This is a genomic window from Chitinivibrionales bacterium, from assembly GCA_035516255.1.
Lineage (GTDB): Bacteria > Fibrobacterota > Chitinivibrionia > Chitinivibrionales > FEN-1185 > FEN-1185.
The window spans coordinates 121,758-135,038 of sequence record DATJAL010000047.1 but is presented as its reverse complement, the minus strand read 5'-3'; the positions used below and the strand labels follow the sequence as shown (position 1 = coordinate 135,038).

The following is a 13,281-nucleotide window of genomic DNA, read 5'->3' as shown; positions in this document are numbered from 1 at the left end:
GGAACGTCCTTACCCGGTGGCAAGCTTGATTTGCTTATGGGCGATCGCAAGAAACAGAATGTTGACATAAACGAACCACAGTTCCCAGAGCGGCCCGTGAAAGCTGAGCAGGATGAAGCTCGCGAAAATGCACCACAGGCTTATGCGGAACAGGGTCGGCCGGTAGAGGGTGTTCACATAAAACACGGTGCATAGCATGCCCAAGAAAAGCGGCAGGAAATAAACACCGAACGAGCCGAAATCCTTGTAAAAATGCCAGACGTACGCTATCGTGTTGAACCCTTTTACCTTGACAATCGATTCGTTCATGATCGAGTCGAACCCCCAGGTCTTGAGCATCGCCGGCTCCAGGTGGGCAAGGAAGAGGAGCGGCCGCGCAAGGCTGAATCCGTATCCCCGCGGATACACGAACGAGCCGTCGACAAATTTTCGGAATGCGAAGTCGAGGTTCCAGAAGTTGTTGACAAGATATGTGTACATGTTGGCGGTCCAGAACATCCCCTTGGGAATGTGGAGCTTGGTGTAATTCGCGAACACGCCAAGGGTGTCGTACTTTATCCTGAGAAAGAAGAAGATGAGAAAAAACACCACAGAAAATCCGACCGCGTACAAGAACTGGGCGAACGAGAGCCTCTTTTTACCGTAATGATAAATGACCAGGCCGAAGAGGATGACCCTGAAAAGATCTATGCGGGTGACAATGGTGCTGTAGAGCAGCAGCACCGCGCATGAAACGGCAACAACGGTCCATTTGCGCCGCGAGCCGGGTGCGGCGAAAAACAAAAATTCGACGGCGAGAATGAGGGAAAGCGGCCCGAAGAAAATGCCGATGTTGGCGAACGGATTTGCGTCGAAAAAGGCGAGGCGCGCCTTGTCGGCGTTCTTGCTCAGCAGCGGCACGACGCCGCTGATGGCAAACGACGCGGCATAGCCCATCAGAAAAACGGCCGAGCAGAACATCCAGACGAGAAAAAACCATTTCCAGTCGATGCGGCGCGCGTCCGAAGCCAGCGAGGCTTTCACGAACCCGAAATCCGCCGGGCCGAGCGGATTGTTGGCCCGGTTGACGAGCAGCATGATGCAGCAGCCCGCGACGAACAGCCCCGAGGCGCCCCAGAAGAACAGGTGGGTGGTGGGCGACCATTCGGTCTGAAAATCGCTCAGCTTCAATGAGTTGACGGCGAGGAGAAAACTGTACATGCAGATATAGAGGCGGACCGGGGAGAGCAGGTCTTTTTTGTAATAGTACGCCGACAGGACGGTGACGAGGAGAATGGACAGGTAGAAAAACGTCATGGAGGTTCGCCGTTGACTTAAGGGAGAGACCGCCCTTCGGGCCCGCCGTTACCGCCAGAACATCAGCAATTCGCGGGCGCGGCTGAATTTTCTGTAGAACGGGGTACCGTTCTGTTTTTGGACGCCCAGCCATTTGTCCGCCGCGAGATAGGTTGACGTAAGGGCAAAGCCTACGAAAAAGAACAGCATGCAGATGATCGAGCGCCTGGGCCTAGTCTTTTTCTGCGGCGTCCCGGCGTCGTCGAGCACCTGCACCGTCGGCACGTTGTTGGCCTCGGAGAACTTGGCCTGCTCATACAGCTGAAGGACGAATTCGTAGAGCGCCTCCTGGGTCTTCACATCGCGGAGCAAGTAGCCGTACTGCACCGCCTTTTGGGGAGCGTCCTTGAGCGAAATGATGAGGTTCCCGCCGCCCGTGGTCATGTACGCGTTGACCTTGCGCTCGATAACGCCTTTCTGCCGCTGCAGTTCGCTCACGCGCTGGTTGCTGGCGCCGAACTGGCTCTGCAACTGGGCGATCTCGAGGTCGATCGTCATTTTCTGCGCCTCGAACTGGGCGAGCGCCTCAATGGAGGATTTCGTCTGCTGTTCGAGCTCGATGTAATTGTTCTCGGTCTGGTATTTGGTGAATTGCTTTGAGGCGGAATCGAGGTCGCGCTTGATTAGTGCGAGGCGGTCTTCAAAGAAAATCCGTGAATTCCGCGCGCTCTCCTTTCCCAGCTGATAGGTGATGGTGTCGAGCTCGCACACAATGAAATTGGCAACGGCGGCCGCCATTGCCGGGCTCGAGTCGACCACCGACACTTCGATGTTCTCGTATTTGTCTTCCGTAACCTTGACGCTTTTGTGGAACCGCTTCACCACGTCTTCGGGGTAATATTTTTTCAGTTTATCAAATCCGTAGTAATGGACGAGGTTGAACCGGTCAACCGCTTTTCCCGCGAGCCGGCCGCTCTGCAGGATGCTCAGGAAATTGTCCACATCCGCGCCGCCGAGGTCCATGGATTTGAGGAGCCCTGAAACCGGCAGCTCCTTTCCGAGCAGCGAGCCAATGCCCGAGGGGAGTTTCTGTTCGGGCTTCATGATCACGGCCGTTGCGGTGTAGTATTTGGCGGAAACCATGCTTATGATCACCCCTGCCGCGCAGAACAGGAGCATCGAAATGATAAAAAACCACTTTCGCTCGAGGAGAATGATCAGCAGGTCGAGCAGGCCTATTTTTTTTGGCTCATCCATCGCATGTTCCGGGCTTAGGTTGTGCAATAAGTACGATTTGGCAACTTGTTTATTAGCGTGCCGGCACGCCGCGACCGCACACGGTTGCCGGAGGTAAAAAATAGTTCACGAGCATACTTTACCAAACGTATTTTCTCGTAAAAAGTATCCGGTCAACAAGCTCGGTCAACAGCGGTTTTCCCCCTTGCCTGCTATGAAAATAACCTTTCTTGGAACCGGCACCTCCCACGGCGTGCCCTCCATCGACTGCATGCTCGGCAATTTCGCGCAATGCCCGAAAGGCGTGTGCGGGCTGTCGAGCATTGACCCGAAACACGCGCGGACGCGGTCGTCGATTCTCGTGGAATACGGCGGCCGGCACGTGCTGGTTGACGTGTCCTCCGATTTCCGGCAGCAGGCACTCCGGGAAAGGATCCCGAAACTTGACGCGGTGCTCATCACCCATTGCCACGCGGATCACATCGGCGGCGTTCCGGACATCCGCTCCTACACAACCCGCAGGGAGAACCCGCTTGACTTTTACGGCTCTCCCGAAAGCATGGCCGGCATACGGAGTTCGTTTCCCTATATTTTCGACCCGAACGCCTTTTGGGGCGGCGGCATTCCCCGGATAGCCTTGAATCCGATTTCCGGCCCGTTCATGCTGTTTGAAAAAAAAGTTTTCCCGTTGCCCGTGGAGCACGGCGGCCTTGCCGGGTGCCTTGGTTTCAGGATCGGCGGCCTCGCCTATATTCCCGACCTCAAATCGCCCCGCTTCCCAGCGCAGGAAGTGCTGGCCGGACTTGATATCCTTATTGTAAACTGCCTTCGTGAAACCAAGGAGCATGCAAGCCATCTTGTCCTGGATCAGAGCATGAAACTGGCGCGGGAGATCGGACCCAGGCGGTGCCGTTTTATCCACATGAGCCATGACATCCATTACCAATTGGACGGCAAAAAGCTGGATGATTGGATGGAATTCGCGTATGACGGGATGACGGTTGAGGTATGAGATAGATGAAGGCTGGCAGTTGAACGTTGGAAGCAAAACAAGATTCACCGCGTTAGGCGGACCGAAGGGTGTGTCGGCGCACATTGCCGGCCGACCCGAGCCTGAGTTCTCACGAAGGCGAGGGGAACGCCCGCTTCTTTAATTTATCTTGAAGCAATAAGGAGCATTCATGGAACAATACAAGCAGGACTTCATCACCTTCATGGTAAAATCCAAGGTGCTGACCTTCGGCGATTTCACCACCAAGAGCGGAAGGAAGACGCCGTACTTCATCAACACCGGCAACTACCAGACCGGCAGCCAGATGGCGAAACTGGGGGAATTCTACGCCCAGGCAATTCTGGCAAAGCTGGGAAAGGACTTCAACGTGCTGTTCGGGCCGGCCTACAAAGGCATCCCGCTCGCCGTGAGCACGGCCGTTGCGCTGAGCAGGACGTTCGGCCACGACGTTTCGGTGTGCTTCAACCGCAAGGAGGCAAAGGACCACGGGGAGGGCGGCACCATCATCGGGCACAAGCCCGCGGCCGGCGACAACATCGTGATCGTGGACGACGTAATAACGGCCGGCACGTCGGTGCGGGAATCGGCGGCCGTCCTTTCGGCCTTTGCCGGCGCCGCGCTGCGCGGGCTCGTGGTATCGGTTGACAGGATGGAAAAAGGCCGGTCGGGCGCAAGCGCGCTTTTGGAGGCGGCCGGCGGCCTCGGCATGGCCGCGGCCGCCATCGTCACCATAGAGGAGATCGTGGCGTTTCTTCACCACCGCGAGCTTGACAAAAAGGTCGTCATCGACGACGCCATGAAGGCGCGCATCGATAAGTACAGGGCCGAGTACGGCGTTTAGGCTGGAGCGAAGCAAGACAGCCGCGGAGACACAGAGAACGCGGAGAAAGAAGAGTTTCTCGCCAAGAGCGCAAAGATCGCAAAAACAAGATAGCTGCCGAGGCACAGAGGGCACGGGGAAGGGCCGGAAAAACAGGTTGACAGTTAACAGTTGACGGCCGCCGCGGCGGAGCCGCGGAACGCCCCTTCTATTATATTGTAAGGCATCATGAAACGAGTGGACGAAAACCCGCCGGCACGGTTCCCGGCGCGCCCCATCACCGAGGCGGCGGACCCCTGGTGGGTCGCAAAAGTCAAGCCGCGGCAGGAAAAGGCCATCGCCTTCGATTTCGTCAAGGCCGCCATCGAATATTACCTGCCGCTCGTGACGCACGTGACGCGGCGCAAGGACAACAACAAGCCGCGCAAATCCATCCTGCCGCTGTTCCCGGGATACATCAGTTTCTGCAGCAGGGACACGCTCGTGCAGGGCGTGTACCGCACCGGCCGCGTCGTGTCGATCATCCCCATAAAATACCAGAAAAGGTTCATGGACGAGCTCACCCAGATCTACCTGGCCATCGAACAGGGCGTGCAGCTCGAGCCGGTGACGGTTTCGTATCCTCTGGGGACGCAGGTGACGGTGATAGCCGGCCCGCTTTGCGGCCTCACCGGAACCATTTCACGAGTGCAGGAATCAGACAGGCTATTTCTGTCGGTGACCGGTCTTGGCCAGGCCTCGATGAGCATTGACGCGTCCATGGTTAAGCCCGTTACTTAAATAAGAGGGCCTTCCTTAACATGCCTCCCGCAAGATATTGATTTTACTGTTGAAATTAATCGGGATTGAATGTATTATATCTTATCCGTGGTATAATTGAGTATTTTACCTGTTGATGAGAGAGGCAAGGGCGCCGGGTTGAAAGTTGGAAGTTTAAAGACTAAAAAGGATCCGGCGGATTGATTTTCTTTTTTGGGTTTCTTTTGACAGACATAATTCATATATATAATATTGTAAGCAGGCCCGCTTAAGCGCGGGATTGGATTTTAGACATTCAAAGGTTGCATCTAAAGGAGGGCAGGACTTTTTTTAAAGTACCGCCGACGGGGGCGGAGTTTGTACGCACAAAAAAAAACCGAGGCGGTAAGGCTCAGGCGTGCCCTAAGCCCGCTCAGGATACCGGTTGACATCGTCGTCCACAGCGCCCAGGTATTCCACGAGTGGGGCGAGGTGTCCGGGACTCTCTTCAACAGCATCCTGAAAGAAGGGAAAGTTCTGTATGAAAAAAAAACATTGATTTTGCGCGTTTGCTTGTCAGGAAAGCTCGGCAAGACGCGGTCCTGGTAGAGAAGTTGTCGATGGACAAGGACGTGGCGGACGACGTCATAGGATTTCATGTCCAGCAACTCGTTGAAAATTCACTCAAAGCGCTTCAGCGGCATTTCATCACTTGCCGATTCCATCATTCAATATGTTGAAAATGAAAGCTCGAAGAGCTAAAGCGTTAGAGCGTTGATGCGTAAATGCGTGGATGCGCAGACGGGCAGACGCGCAAACGGGTTGACGAGTTGAAAAAAAGACTTGCCGCAGAGACACGGAGGACACAGATAAGCAGTTGAATAGTTGAAAAGTCGAGGAGTTGAGAGGTTTAGAAAATATGCCTGTTGAGTTTTATACTTTGTCACTTTGCATCTTTGTCACTTTGTTACTTTCCGGGTGCCCTTTCTGTCGGTCAAAATGAAAAAATCCTGGCTCGTCATCGCCAGCGCGGCCGTCGCCGCGGCCGTCGCCGCGTACGCCTATTGCAACCTCGCCCTGTGGCTCGTGGTGAGCGACCCGTTGCCGCCGTCGCTCGACGCGGTGTTCACCTTTGCCGGCGAGACGGCCCGGATCATCTATTCGAAGGAGCTGTTCAGCCGGTATCCGCGCTCGCAGTGGCTCATCAGCTACCCGTCAAAGAAAATCGCCGGCCCGCTTGGGAAAAAGGGCCTTGACACTTCGAGAATCTACATCGTCGACACGTGCCGCAACACGAACTCGGAGGCGTGGTACATCGCGGGCTGGGCCAAAAGCAAAATCGCGGACGGCGGGGACTATTCGGCGGCCCGGCCGCTTGCCATCGGGCTCGTGAGCACGCCGTTCCACATGCGCAGGATCCGCATGGAAATTACGCGCAAATACAAGGGCGACCGCTGCCGGTTCTATTATCTTCCGGTGCCCTACGACCGTTACGGCGTGACGCGGCACACCTACCAGACCTGGTGGATGTACGGCCCGCTGCGGCGCGCGGCGTTCCTTGAATTCCAGAAATTCATTTATTACTTCTTCACGTGGGATCAGCCATGATGCTCTCCATCGTCATTCCCTGCTACAACGAGAAACGCACCATCGCCCCGCTGCTTTCGCGGGTGCTTAACGCGCCCCTGCCGCCGGGCGTGGACCGCGAGGTGATCGTGGTGGACGACTGTTCGGCCGACGGCACCGCCGACGCGCTCGCGGCCGTGAAGGACCAGCGCGTGAAGGTGCTGCGCCACGAAAAAAACATGGGCAAGGGCGCCGCGCTGCGCACCGGGTTTACCCATGCGACCGGCGACGTGGTGGTGGTGCAGGACGCCGACCTCGAATACAACCCCGACGAATACGGCAAGCTGCTGGGGCCCATCCTGGACGGCAGGGCCGACGTGGTGTACGGCTCGCGCTTCATGACCACGGACGAGCGCCGCGTGCTGTATTATTCCCATTACCTCGGCAACCGGTTCCTCACGTTCGCCTCCAACGTGTTCACCAACATGAACCTCACCGACATGGAGACCTGCTACAAGATGTTCCGCAGGGAAATCATCGCCAAGATCAAAATCAGGGAAAACCGTTTCGGGTTCGAGCCCGAAATAACCGCGAAGGTCGCGCGGCTGCGCTGCCGGGTGTACGAGGTGGGCATCTCGTATTCGGGCCGCACCTACGAGGAGGGAAAGAAGATCGGCGTGCTGGACGGCGTGAGGGCGTTGTGGTGTATTGTAAAGTACAACCTGCTCACGCATTGAAGGCAAGATGATGGCCGCAGAGACACAGAGGACACGGAGAAGAAGTTGAAAATTAGAAGAAAGAAACCGGACCTTGTGGCCCCTCCTGGAAATCCCTGACGAGGGAGAAGCACCCGAAGGCGAGACCGGAAGGACGGCCGGCCCCGCGAAGCGGGGGAACGCCGGGCCCTTTATTCAATTCATAGAGAAAATTCAGTGAAAAAAATCATCACCATCATCGGCGCGCGGCCGCAGTTCATCAAGGCCGCGCCCGTGTCGCGGGCGTTTAAAAAGCACGGCGGTGTGGAAGAAATCCTGGTGCACACGGGCCAGCACTACGACGCGAACATGTCGCAGGTGTTTTTCGACGAGCTGGAAATCCCGGCGCCGCGGCACAACCTGGAGGTGGGCAGCGCCGGCCACGGCGGACAAACCGGCGAAATGCTCAAGCGGCTCGAGCCGCTTCTCGTTTCCGAAAAGCCCGACGCGGTGCTCGTTTACGGCGACACGAACTCCACGCTCGCGGGCGCGCTCGCAGCGGCAAAGCTGAACGTGCCGGTCGGGCACGTGGAGGCGGGCCTCCGCTCGTTCAACAGGAAAATGCCCGAGGAGATCAACCGGGTGGTTGCAGACCATTTGTCAACCTTTCTCTTCTGCCCCACGAAAACCGCGGCCGCCAATTTGAAACGGGAAGGGATCACCCGCAACGTGTTCAACACCGGAGACGTGATGTACGACGCTGCGGTCCTGTTCGCGAAAAAGGCAAAGGCAGGGAGCGCCGTTCTGGACGCGCTGGGCCTGGCGCCCCGGGAATATGTCCTCGTCACCGTGCACCGGGCGGAAAACACCGACGACAAGGCGGCGCTCGCGGGCATCCTCGCGAGCCTGGACCGGATCGCCTCCGATGTTCCCGTGGTCTTCCCCATGCACCCGCGCACGAAAAAGATGGTAGGCTCGTTCGGGCTCGGAAAATTTTTGAAAAAAATAACGGTGACCGGGCCCGCCGGGTTCCTCGACATGGTCCGCCTGGAAAGCGGCGCCAAGCTCATCGTGACCGACTCGGGCGGCGTGCAGAAGGAGGCGTATTTCCACAAGGTGCCGTGCGTCACGCTGCGCGCCGAGACCGAATGGGTGGAGACCGTGGCCGCCGGGTGGAACAGGACCCCAAAAGACATGACCGTGGAATCGGTGCTTGACGCAGTGGAAAAAATGACGGGGCCAAACAAAAAGCGGAAAACCATCGCCGAGTACGGGGACGGCAAGGCGGCTGAGAAAATCGTGAAGATACTGGTTGAAAGGTTGAGGAGTTGAGAAAAAATTGACTGTTGACAGTTGACGGCGGGGCGCCCGGATTTTTCTTGAATTTGCTTATAACAAGTAACAACACCCTTTTTAATTCCATATAAAATTATCATGAAGGAGGAATAATGCCCGCAAAACCGAAGTACAGAAAGTACGGCTGGAAACCAGACCTGCCCGACGCCCGCGACGTGAAATATTCCCTCGTGTACCAGGTGCCGGCAACGCTGCCGCCAAAAGCCGACCTGCAGGGCATCTGCCCGCCGGTGGAAAACCAGGGACAGCTCGGCGCCTGCTCCGCGCACGCGCTCACGTCCGCGCTCGAGGCGCTCGAGAAAAAAGACAGGCTCGCGCCCGTGCAGATGAGCAGGCTCTTCGTGTATTACAACGAGCGGAGCCTGGAACACACCGTGAACCAGGACTCGGGCGCCATGATCCGCGACGGCATCAAGACCCTGGCCAAGCAGGGCTGCTGCGCCGAAGCCAAATGGCCCTACGTGATATCGAAGTTCACGGCAAAGCCCTCGGCCGCGTGCTACAAGGACGGCGCGCAGCACCAGATCACGTCGTACCAGCGGCTCGACACCATAGACCATATGCGCGCGTGCCTGGCAACCGGGTTCCCGTTCGTGTTCGGCTTCACCGTGTACGAATCGTTCGAATCGCAGCAGGTGGCAAAGACCGGCATCGTGAACATGCCCAAGACGACCGAGCGCAGCCTGGGCGGACACGCCGTTCTCGCCGTGGGCTACGACGACGCGGCCAAGCGCTTTACCATCAGGAATTCGTGGGGCCCCGCGTGGGGCATCAAGGGGTATTTCACCATGCCGTATGAATACCTGGGGTCAAGAGAGCTGTCGGACGATTTCTGGACGATAAGAAGAGGGGAGAAAATGTAAATGGTCGAACAAGGGCCGAAAGCGGTGAAGACAAAATCAATCGCATTTCCAGAGTTGTGGGAGCCGGTCGATGAAAAACGTTTTAATGATTTTTACGCGGAAGTGATTACGGCACCGCGGGAGCTCGTTTAAGAGGAAAAAAGAGTTGGAATGTTGAAAAACCTCTCGCAAAGAACGCAAAGAAGAAGATTCACCACGGAGACAAAAAGAGCCTTATTTACAATTTATTCACGCCATGAATTAAATTTATTCACACTATGAATAGAATCAGAAGATGGATGGAGGGGCGTTGCGTAAAGGCCCTTGGGGCCATGCCCGTCGTCGTTGTTACGGGCATGCGGCAATCCGGCAAGACAACGCTTGTCCGTGACCTTTTGCCGGGCCGGGGGCGGGCATACCGCTCGTTTGATGATTTCGGAATACTTGCCCAGGCGAATGAAAACCCCGAGTCACTTTTTGCCGACGCGCCGGTCACCTTCGATGAGGCACAGCGTGCTACCGGGATCTTTATGTCCATTAAAAAGTACGTGGATTCATTCAGGAAAAACGGATCGTTTCTTTTGACCGGCTCAACGAACATGCTGCTGCTTAAATCCGTGTCCGACAGCCTGGCCGGAAGGGCGGTGTACCTTGAGCTTATGCCCTTTTGCCCGGCTGAGTTTGTTTCCGATGCCGCAATGCCCGGACTGATCGACCGGCTTTTTGAGCCGGACTTTTCCTCGCGCGAGTGGCCGGGCTCAACGCCCCAGTGGCACCCCTGGCTGCTCAAGGGGGGATTTTATTCTTCAGTGACGGCCGCTTCATCCGAAGACAGGGATTTCTGGTTTACCGGCTATGTGCAGGCATATCTGGAGCGCGACCTCCGCCACATTTCCCAGATCGACCAGTTGCCCGATTTTCAGAAAGTGATGCGGTTTGCGGCGCTGCGTACCGGACGGCCCATCAACCAATCCGAAATCGCCCGTGACGCGGCAATTCCCCAATCCACATGCCACCGGTATCTTAATCTTCTCGAAGCGGGATATCAAATCTCCCGTCTTCCCGTGTATGCGGTCAACCGGACAAAATCACTGGTAAAGGCGAAAAAACTTTTTTGGAACGATTGCGGCCTCGCCGGCTGGCTCGCGGGCCTCAGATCCCCCGCCGACATCCCAAAAAGACCGGACATGGGACTTTGGTTCGAGCAGGCGCTGTTCCAGACTTTTCATGCATGGACCGCAATGGATCCGTTACGGAGAAAAGCCTATTACTGGCGGGACAATCGAGGCCAGGAAGTTGATCTTATTATCGAAAAGGACGACCGCATCGTGGCCTGTGAAATGAAAGCGTCTTCAACCGTGATGCCCGTAGACGCAAAAAACCTTGACGCCTTTGCCGGGTCGCTCGGCGGACGCCGGGACCGGCTCGCACGATCAATCGTGTTGTATGGGGGCGCGTCTAACAGGACCATCGGCGACAACTGCATAGCGCTTTCGGCAGGGTGCTTGTTTCCGGGATGAGCCCCAATGAAGAATAAAGGGTTGATTGGTTAAAAGGTTGTCGGTCGACGGTCGATGAAGAAAAAAAAAGTTGGAAGTTGAACGTTGAAAGCAAAACAAAAAGACACACCACGGAGACACGGAGAACGCGGAGAAAAGTTGAGGAGTTGAAAGGCCGACGGTTGAAAAGGGCCGGGAAGTTGAAAGAAAATTTGACCGCGGATTTTTAAGGGAGGACGGCGCAATGGACCTGAAAGGGAAGAGAATGCCGGTGATCGGCGGGGCGGGCGGGAAGGCGTATAAAAAAGAATTGAAAAACATGGTGATGGGGATGCTTCGAAATAAATAATCAGCGAGAAATCAAAACTAATAAGAAATGATAGAAAAGGAACGAACATGAAAGCAGTAATTCTGTGCGGCGGTTTGGGAACCCGTTTACGTGAAGAAACGGAATTCAGGCCTAAGCCCATGGTAGATGTTGGCGCGCAACCCATACTTTGGCATATCATGAAAATATACGCACATCACGGCATAAAGGATTTTGTGCTCGCGCTCGGGTACAAGGGTAAGATGATAAAGGAATACTTTTACAACTACGAATACCTGAACAATGATTTTACTATAGAACTTGGAACGCGTTCCTCTTCGATCCACTCAGCGCACCATGAGGACGGCTGGCGCGTCACACTTGCAGATACCGGAGAAAAAGCGCTGAAAGGCGCCCGTCTCAAACGAATTGAGAAATACATATCCGACGATGATTTTTGCTTGACATACGGCGACGGGCTTTGTGACGTCGACATCAAGGCCGTCATCGAATTCCATCAGAAGCACGGCAAAATCGCCACGCTCACCGGTGTGAACATTGCCTCACGTTTCGGTGAACTTAAGATAAACGGCGACGAGGTGACCCGTTTCAGCGAAAAGCCTAATGATGCGCCGGGATTCATCAACGGCGGCTACATGGTATTGAACCGCAGGATTTTTGAACGGCTTTCCGACTGCGAAGACTGCGACCTCGAAAGCGGAACGTTTGAGGCCCTCGCGCGTGAAGGCGAGCTCATGGTCTGGAAACATACCGGCCATTGGGCATGTCTGGACACGCTGCGCGACATGGACTATCTGAACGATCTTTGGAACACCGGCAAGGCTTTCTGGAAAGTATGGCGCTAGACTTTTACAAAGGAAAATCAATTTTTATTACCGGCGACACCGGGTTCAAAGGGTCGTGGCTCTGCCTGTGGCTCCTTTCGCTTGGCGCACGTATAATAGGGTACGCGCTTCCGGCGAAAAAAGGCGAGCATTTTGAAGCCTGTGCCCTGGCCCGGAAAATTGAACATGTGAACGGAGACATACGGGACACGCGCAAGCTCGAAAAACTCATGCGCAGCGCAAAGCCCGATCTCGCTTTCCATCTTGCCGCACAGCCGCTTGTTTTGGAATCTTATAGAAATCCGGTAGAAACATTTGACGTAAATGTAATGGGCACGGTGCATTTTTTGGAAGCGGTTCGTGCTTGTAAATCAATAAAAGCCGCGGTGGTGATTACAACGGACAAGGTTTACGAAAATCCTGAGCATGGCGCTGCCTTTAAAGAGAGTGATCCGCTTGGCGGACATGACCCATACAGTGGCTCAAAAGCGGCTGCTGAAATGATAACACAATCGTACGTACGGTCGTTCTTCGCGAAAAATTCCAATGCAGCAGTGGCTTCGGCACGCGCGGGAAACGTGATCGGCGGCGGTGATTTTGCGCAATATCGCATTGTGCCGGATTGCATCCGGGCGCTAAGAAGTGGCAATGCCATTGTGATTAGAAACCCGCATTCGGTGCGGCCGTGGCAGCATGTTCTTGAGCCGTTGTATGGTTACCTGCTCTTGGGAGCCTCGCTTTCTGAGTATGGACGGGATTTCTCCGGCGCCTGGAATTTCGGGTCATCACCAGGCCAGAGCCGGACGGTTGAAGAACTTGTTAACGAACTTGTGGCAGAATGGGGCAAAGGAACCGTCAAGTTTCTTGACCCTAGGAAGCCTAGATCGAAAGAAGCAATGTTTTTACAATTGAACAGTACGAAAGCGACCCAGTCCCTTGGGTGGAAAAGGGTCTTTACATTCAGGGAAGCAATCAGGAATACCGTAGATGAATATAAGACAATGGAAAACGCCCGTGGGGAAAAGCTTTTTAAGGACAGGACAGAGAGGATTAGATCCTTCGAAAAGAGAATAGGCAAGAAGAAATAGAC

The 13,281-nt window shown here is 55.3% G+C and carries 14 protein-coding genes; 12 read left to right on the top strand and 2 right to left on the bottom strand.

The genetic code is table 11. The features are described from left to right. Positions 1–9 precede the first annotated feature (9 nt). A complete protein-coding gene (locus VLX68_13840) occupies positions 10–1,296 on the bottom strand; it encodes an O-antigen polymerase (GenBank protein ID HUI93324.1) in 1,287 nt (428 codons plus the stop codon). 48 nt (positions 1,297–1,344) lie between these two features. Continuing rightward, positions 1,345–2,532, bottom strand: coding sequence for a Wzz/FepE/Etk N-terminal domain-containing protein (locus VLX68_13835; protein HUI93323.1), 1,188 nt, complete (start codon positions 2,530–2,532; stop codon positions 1,345–1,347). A 193-nt stretch (positions 2,533–2,725) separates the two neighbouring features. Here VLX68_13835 and VLX68_13830 point away from each other — a divergent pair, with 193 nt between their 5' ends. From VLX68_13830 to rfbG, 12 genes are all read left to right on the top strand, one after another. Further along, positions 2,726–3,523, top strand: coding sequence for an MBL fold metallo-hydrolase (locus VLX68_13830; GenBank protein HUI93322.1), 798 nt, complete (start codon positions 2,726–2,728; stop codon positions 3,521–3,523). 169 nt (positions 3,524–3,692) lie between these two features. After that, positions 3,693–4,364 carry an orotate phosphoribosyltransferase gene (pyrE, locus tag VLX68_13825; GenBank protein ID HUI93321.1) on the top strand — a complete coding sequence of 224 codons (672 nt, stop codon included), beginning with the start codon at positions 3,693–3,695 and terminating at the stop codon, positions 4,362–4,364. A 207-nt stretch (positions 4,365–4,571) separates the two neighbouring features. Continuing rightward, complete coding sequence (locus VLX68_13820) at positions 4,572–5,123, top strand: transcription termination/antitermination NusG family protein (protein HUI93320.1); 552 nt, start codon at positions 4,572–4,574, stop codon at positions 5,121–5,123. A 336-nt stretch (positions 5,124–5,459) separates the two neighbouring features. After that, the gene (locus VLX68_13815; GenBank protein ID HUI93319.1) at positions 5,460–5,690 is read left to right on the top strand and encodes a hypothetical protein; all 231 of its coding nucleotides are present in this window, start codon (positions 5,460–5,462) and stop codon (positions 5,688–5,690) included. Between the two features lie 390 nt (positions 5,691–6,080). Beyond that, the gene (locus tag VLX68_13810) at positions 6,081–6,689 is read left to right on the top strand and encodes a hypothetical protein (GenBank protein HUI93318.1); all 609 of its coding nucleotides are present in this window, start codon (positions 6,081–6,083) and stop codon (positions 6,687–6,689) included. Next, on the top strand, positions 6,686–7,384 hold the full coding sequence (locus tag VLX68_13805) for a glycosyltransferase family 2 protein (GenBank protein ID HUI93317.1): 699 nt from the start codon (positions 6,686–6,688) through the stop codon (positions 7,382–7,384). Before VLX68_13810 ends, VLX68_13805 begins: the two co-directional genes overlap by 4 nt. 195 nt (positions 7,385–7,579) lie before the next feature. Then, the gene (gene wecB, locus VLX68_13800) at positions 7,580–8,674 is read left to right on the top strand and encodes a UDP-N-acetylglucosamine 2-epimerase (non-hydrolyzing) (protein ID HUI93316.1); all 1,095 of its coding nucleotides are present in this window, start codon (positions 7,580–7,582) and stop codon (positions 8,672–8,674) included. Between the two features lie 116 nt (positions 8,675–8,790). Further along, entirely contained in the window at positions 8,791–9,561 is a 771-nt protein-coding gene (locus VLX68_13795; GenBank protein ID HUI93315.1) for a C1 family peptidase, read from the top strand. Beyond that, the gene (locus VLX68_13790) at positions 9,562–9,693 is read left to right on the top strand and encodes a hypothetical protein (protein HUI93314.1); all 132 of its coding nucleotides are present in this window, start codon (positions 9,562–9,564) and stop codon (positions 9,691–9,693) included. Between the two features lie 179 nt (positions 9,694–9,872). Beyond that, on the top strand, positions 9,873–11,060 hold the full coding sequence (locus VLX68_13785) for an ATP-binding protein (GenBank protein ID HUI93313.1): 1,188 nt from the start codon (positions 9,873–9,875) through the stop codon (positions 11,058–11,060). A 375-nt stretch (positions 11,061–11,435) separates the two neighbouring features. Continuing rightward, positions 11,436–12,212: a glucose-1-phosphate cytidylyltransferase gene (gene rfbF / locus VLX68_13780; protein ID HUI93312.1), complete on the top strand. Its 777-nt coding sequence runs from the start codon at positions 11,436–11,438 to the stop codon at positions 12,210–12,212. Next, a complete protein-coding gene (gene rfbG / locus VLX68_13775; protein ID HUI93311.1) occupies positions 12,173–13,279 on the top strand; it encodes a CDP-glucose 4,6-dehydratase in 1,107 nt (368 codons plus the stop codon). Before rfbF ends, rfbG begins: the two co-directional genes overlap by 40 nt. Positions 13,280–13,281: the final 2 nt, after the last annotated feature.

Excerpts from the sequence above, each read along its gene's own strand:
- VLX68_13795 (HUI93315.1), top strand. The coding sequence starts at position 8,791 with ATGCCCGCAAAACCGAAGTACAGAAAGTACGGCTGGAAACCAGACCTG.
- VLX68_13785 (HUI93313.1), top strand. The coding sequence starts at position 9,873 with ATGCCCGTCGTCGTTGTTACGGGCATGCGGCAATCCGGCAAGACAACG.
- rfbF (HUI93312.1), top strand. The coding sequence starts at position 11,436 with ATGAAAGCAGTAATTCTGTGCGGCGGTTTGGGAACCCGTTTACGTGAA.
- pyrE (HUI93321.1), top strand. The coding sequence starts at position 3,693 with ATGGAACAATACAAGCAGGACTTCATCACCTTCATGGTAAAATCCAAG.
- VLX68_13805 (HUI93317.1), top strand. The coding sequence starts at position 6,686 with ATGATGCTCTCCATCGTCATTCCCTGCTACAACGAGAAACGCACCATC.
- VLX68_13830 (HUI93322.1), top strand. The coding sequence starts at position 2,726 with ATGAAAATAACCTTTCTTGGAACCGGCACCTCCCACGGCGTGCCCTCC.
- VLX68_13790 (HUI93314.1), top strand. The coding sequence starts at position 9,562 with ATGGTCGAACAAGGGCCGAAAGCGGTGAAGACAAAATCAATCGCATTT.
- VLX68_13820 (HUI93320.1), top strand. The coding sequence starts at position 4,572 with ATGAAACGAGTGGACGAAAACCCGCCGGCACGGTTCCCGGCGCGCCCC.
- VLX68_13835 (HUI93323.1), bottom strand. The coding sequence starts at position 2,532 with ATGGATGAGCCAAAAAAAATAGGCCTGCTCGACCTGCTGATCATTCTC.
- VLX68_13840 (HUI93324.1), bottom strand. The coding sequence starts at position 1,296 with ATGACGTTTTTCTACCTGTCCATTCTCCTCGTCACCGTCCTGTCGGCG.
- VLX68_13810 (HUI93318.1), top strand. The coding sequence starts at position 6,081 with ATGAAAAAATCCTGGCTCGTCATCGCCAGCGCGGCCGTCGCCGCGGCC.